Annotated in this window: 4 protein-coding genes; 1 reads left to right on the top strand and 3 read right to left on the bottom strand. The window is 72.1% G+C overall.

Going from position 1 to position 4,312, the window contains the following annotated elements:
- The 3 genes from dprA to HUX53_RS41570 all read right to left on the bottom strand — a co-directional run.
- On the bottom strand, window positions 1-952 hold a 952-nt coding region (gene dprA / locus HUX53_RS26100), incomplete at its 3' end, for a DNA-processing protein DprA (RefSeq protein ID WP_176405869.1).
- Window positions 949-2,502: a YifB family Mg chelatase-like AAA ATPase gene (locus tag HUX53_RS26095; protein WP_176405868.1), complete on the bottom strand. Its 1,554-nt coding sequence runs from the start codon at window positions 2,500-2,502 to the stop codon at window positions 949-951. The genes HUX53_RS26095 and dprA, both read right to left, overlap by 4 nt.
- A complete protein-coding gene (locus HUX53_RS41570; protein WP_309237436.1) occupies window positions 2,502-2,855 on the bottom strand; it encodes a YraN family protein in 354 nt (117 codons plus the stop codon). The genes HUX53_RS26095 and HUX53_RS41570 overlap by 1 nt, the downstream gene beginning before the upstream one ends.
- A gap of 158 nt (window positions 2,856-3,013) precedes the next feature.
- Here HUX53_RS41570 and HUX53_RS26085 point away from each other — a divergent pair, with 158 nt between their 5' ends.
- A complete protein-coding gene (locus HUX53_RS26085) occupies window positions 3,014-3,925 on the top strand; it encodes a tyrosine recombinase XerC (protein ID WP_309237435.1) in 912 nt (303 codons plus the stop codon).
- The last annotated feature ends 387 nt before the right edge of the window (window positions 3,926-4,312 follow it).

Genomic DNA, 4,312 nt, shown 5'->3' with positions numbered 1-4,312 from the left:
GTTCGGGGTGGTCGCGGGGGAGGACGGGGGTGGCGGGAGGCGGCGCCAGGTCGGTGCCGATGCGTCCCACGGCCTCGATGATCTCCTCAGGACGGGTGACCAGCGTGACGCCCTCCTCACGCAGGAGGCGGTGGCAGCCGACCGAGGAGCGGGAGGTGATCGGGCCGGGGACGGCCATCACCACGCGGCCGAGTTTGGCCGCCCAGCCGGCCGTGTTCAGGGCGCCGCTGCGGGCCTCCGCCTCGACGATGACCGTGCCCCGGGACAGCGCCGCGATCACCCGGTTGCGGACGAGGAAGCGGAGCCGGTGCGGATGGGTGCCCGGCGGCGACTCGCTCACCAGCAGGGACCGCCGCGCCATCTCGGCGAACAGCCCCTCGTTGGACGCCGGGTAGGGGACGTCGACCCCGTTGGCGAGCACCGCGACGGTGGGGCCGTCGGCGGCGAGCGCACCCCGGTGGGCGGCCGCGTCGATGCCGAGGGCGCCGCCGGAGATCACCGTCCAGCCCTCGTCGGCCAGGTCGGACGCGAAGTCGGCGGCGGCGCGCAGGCCGTAGGGGGACGCGGCGCGGGAACCGACGATGGCGACCGAACGCAGGCACCAGTAGCGCAGGTCGCCGGGGCCGAGCAGCCACAGGGCGTAGGGGCGTCCGGTGCCGAGATCGTCGAGCGTCGTCGGCCATTCGGGATCTCCCGGGCAGATGAGGCGGCCGCGGAACCGGGCGCAGACCGCCATGTCCTGGTCGGGTTCCGCGGCGATCAGGCGGATCCGCCATTGGTCGAGGCGTTTGACCTCCTTGGGAGTGGCGTCCAGCGCGCCGGGGAGGCGGCCGGTGCGGATCGCTTCGAGGGCCTCCTCCGGGCCGCAGTGGCCGATGATCCGGTTGAGGAACGTGTCGCCGGGTTCCGCGACGGCGGTGAGGGTGGCGCGTGCGGTTCGCTGGTCGCTCATTGGCGCCCCGCCGACCACAGGGCGAGTGCGCCGCCGACGTCGTCCGGGCCGGGCTCATCGTGTCCGGCCAGGTCGGCGATGGTCCAGGCGACCCGCAGGATCCGGTCGAGACCCCGTGCGCTCAGCGTGCCTCGCTGCAGGGCCTCGTCGGCCCCTCGCATCGCCTCGGCCGAGGGGGTGAAGCGCCTGCGCAGCTCCGGGCCGGGGACCTCGGAGTTGGAACGCCACGGGGTATCCGCAAGGCGGTGGCGGGTTCGTCCCCTGGCGAGTTCGACGCGTTCGGCCACCACCTTGCTGGACTCGGCGAATTCGAGGTCGTAGCGGAGTTCGGCGCGACTGGCCGGTGTCAGCTCCAGCTTGAGGTCGATGCGGTCGAGGAGCGGGCCGGTCACCCTGCTGGCGTACTTGCGGCGAACACCCGGTGCGCAGGAGCAGTCGATCTGCTTCGCGGCGGCGCACGGACACGGATTCGCCGCGAGGACGAGCGTGAACCGCGCCGGGAAGTGCGCCATGCCCTCGATGCGGGAGATCCGCACCACGCCCTCTTCGAGGGGCTGGCGCAGGGCGTCGAGCGTCCCCGACTGGAACTCCGGCGCCTCGTCCAGGAAGAGGATGCCACGGTGGGCGAGGGATACGGCGCCCGGCTGGAGCACCCGGCCTGAACCGCCGCCGACCATCGACGCCCGCGAGGCGGTGTGGTGCGGGGCGTAGAACGGCGGCTGGGTGATCAGCGGCTGGCCCGGCCGGAGGGTTCCGGCGACCGAGTGGATCGCGGTGACCTCCAGCGCGATCTCGGGTTCCAGGGCCGGCATCAGCGTCGGCAGCCGCTCCGCGAGCATCGTCTTCCCGCAGCCGGGCGGCCCGGCGAAGAAGAGGTGGTGCCCTCCCGCCGCGCTGATCTCCAGCGCGCGGCGGGCCTCGGCCTGCCCCCGGACGTCGGCCAGGTCCAGGTCGGGCGGGATCTCCTGCTGCCTGATGGCGTACCCGTCCGCGGGGAGGGCGAAGTCGTCCTCCTCGCCCTCCTCGATGGGCGGCGGCTCGTCGCGCAGGAGGCACAGCAGGCCGCGGAGCGTGCTCGCGGACACGACCTGCATGTCGGGGACGAGTTCGGCTTCGGCGGCGTTCGCCTGGGGCACCACGACCGTGCGGCAGCCCCGGTTGGCGGCGGCCAGCACGGCGGGCAGTATGCCTTGGATCGGGCGGATGCGGCCGTCCAGGCCGAGTTCGCCGATCAGCACCAGCCCCGCGCAGCTGCGCGGCGAGACGACCTCCGCCGCCGCGAGCAATGAAACGGCGATACTGAGATCGAAGGTGGAGCCTTTCTTCGGCATGCTCGCCGGGAACAGCGACACCGTGACGTGGCGGTTGGGCCAGTCTTCACCGGAGTTGAAGATGGCGGCGCGGACGCGGTCGCGGGCTTCGCTGAGCGCCGTGTCGGGAAGGCCGACCAGGTGCAGGCCCGGGACGCCGCTGGTGATGGCCGCCTCCACGTCCACGACGAAGCCGTCCACCCCGACCAGGGATACCGAGCGGGTCTTCGCGAGCGTCATCAGCACACCTCCCGCAGGTGATCGATCGAGAAGCCGTCGCCGTCGCCGATCAGGCCGAGGACGTCCACCCGCATGGGCGCGCCGCCGACTCCGTGGGCGGCGGCCCACCGCCAGGCCAGCCGCCGTAACCGGGCCGCCTTGTCGGTGGTGATCGCTTCGAGGGGATCGCCGAACCGTGCGGAGCGGCGGGTCTTCACCTCGCAGACGATGTGCCTGCGCCCGTCGTGGGCGACGATGTCGAGTTCGCCCTCGCGGCAGCGCCAGTTGCGGTCGATGATCGTCCAGCCGAGGCCGACGAGGTAGTCGACGGCGGCGTCCTCGCCGCGGCGGCCGAGATTGATGTGAGCGTTCACGGGTGCCTCACCTCCGGCCTCTGACAGTGCCGGGTCGTGACGATGCGTAGCACTAGAACGACGTTCTGTGGATAACCCGGCCGGAGATCTGCGGCAATTCAGGTGCAACCGCCGGTCGGTGCTTGCGCCGGCCGGGTCGTTGGCGCAGCGTGACGGCTGTGACGAACGCATTGGAGGACGCCGTAGCCGATTTCGGGCGCCATCTCAGCGCCGAACGCGACGTGTCGTCGCACACGCTGCGGGCTTATCTGGGGGATCTGGCTGATCTGTGCGCCTATGCCGCCGTCACCGGCGTCGCCGAGCCCGGGGAACTGGACGTCTCGCTACTGCGGGCCTGGCTCGCGCGCCAGCACGCCCTTGGCCGCTCGCGCGCCACCCTGGCCCGCCGGACCGCCGCCGCCCGCGCCTTCACCCGGCACCTCCACAGACGTGGCCTCCTGGAGGACGATCCAGGGCTGCTCCTGGGCACCCCCAAGCGGCAGCGTGACCTCCCTGGCGTCCTCACCCAGGACGACGCAGGGCGCCTACTCGACACCATGGACGCGCAAGGCCCTCTAGGCCTGCGCGATCTGGCCGTCCTAGAGGTGCTCTACGGGACGGGCGTCCGTGTCAGTGAGCTGTGCGGGCTCGACATCGACGACCTGGACACCGGCCGTAGGACGGTCCGCGTCCTGGGCAAGGGAGGACGAGAACGCATCGTTCCAGTCGGCGAACCAGCGGTCCGCGCCGTCCAGGACTGGCTGCGCGCAGGGCGTCCTTCCTTCGCGAACGAAGACAGCGGTCCGGCGCTCTTCCTGGGCGTTCGCGGGGGTCGCCTCCACCCCACGAGTGCACGCCGCATCGTCCACGCACGGATCGCCGAAGTCGGCCACGTCCCTGACCTAAGCCCCCACGGACTCCGCCACAGCGCCGCCACACACCTGCTGGAGGGCGGCGCCGACCTGCGAAGCGTCCAGGAGATCCTCGGCCACGCCTCCCTCCAGACCACCCAGCTCTACACCCACGTCTCGGCCGAGCGCCTGAAACAGGTCCACCGCCAGGCGCACCCCCGCGGCACCCGCCCCGACTGACCCGGCACCGCTTCTTCGCCGAGCCCACCCTCCTGCGGCACCTGCTCCGGTACCGCTTCTTCCTAAGTCCGGCCTCCTGCGGCGCCCACTGTGACCGCTCCGGCGTCGCGGGTCGCGAGCTCGCCCTGGCAGCCGTCCAGAGTCAGGAACGTCTGCGTCTCGCTCGTCGGCCACAAGGCCCCGCTTGATCGACTTGCCGGGCGGCTGCCAAGAACAGCCGACCGCCAGCGCTTGCTGCGCGACCGTAGATCTGTCTCACGTCAGGCAGGCCGAGGGCAGCATCAATGGCCGTGACGTGCGCGCCGCCTTTGGCTGCCGCAGTGAGGCTGCAGCGCTTGGGGGGTGCGGGCCGGCTGCCCCTGAAACACATCAGACCCACGCCGAGAA

The organism is Actinomadura sp. BRA 177 (genome assembly GCF_013372625.1).
Taxonomy (GTDB): Bacteria; Actinomycetota; Actinomycetes; order Streptosporangiales; family Streptosporangiaceae; genus Spirillospora.
The sequence above is the reverse complement of the archived record's forward strand: the minus strand, read 5'-3'. Positions and strand labels throughout refer to the sequence as shown.

Coding starts and splice junctions, on each gene's coding strand:
- HUX53_RS26095 (WP_176405868.1), bottom strand. CDS start 2,502: ATGACGCTCGCGAAGACCCGCTCGGTATCCCTGGTCGGGGTGGACGGC.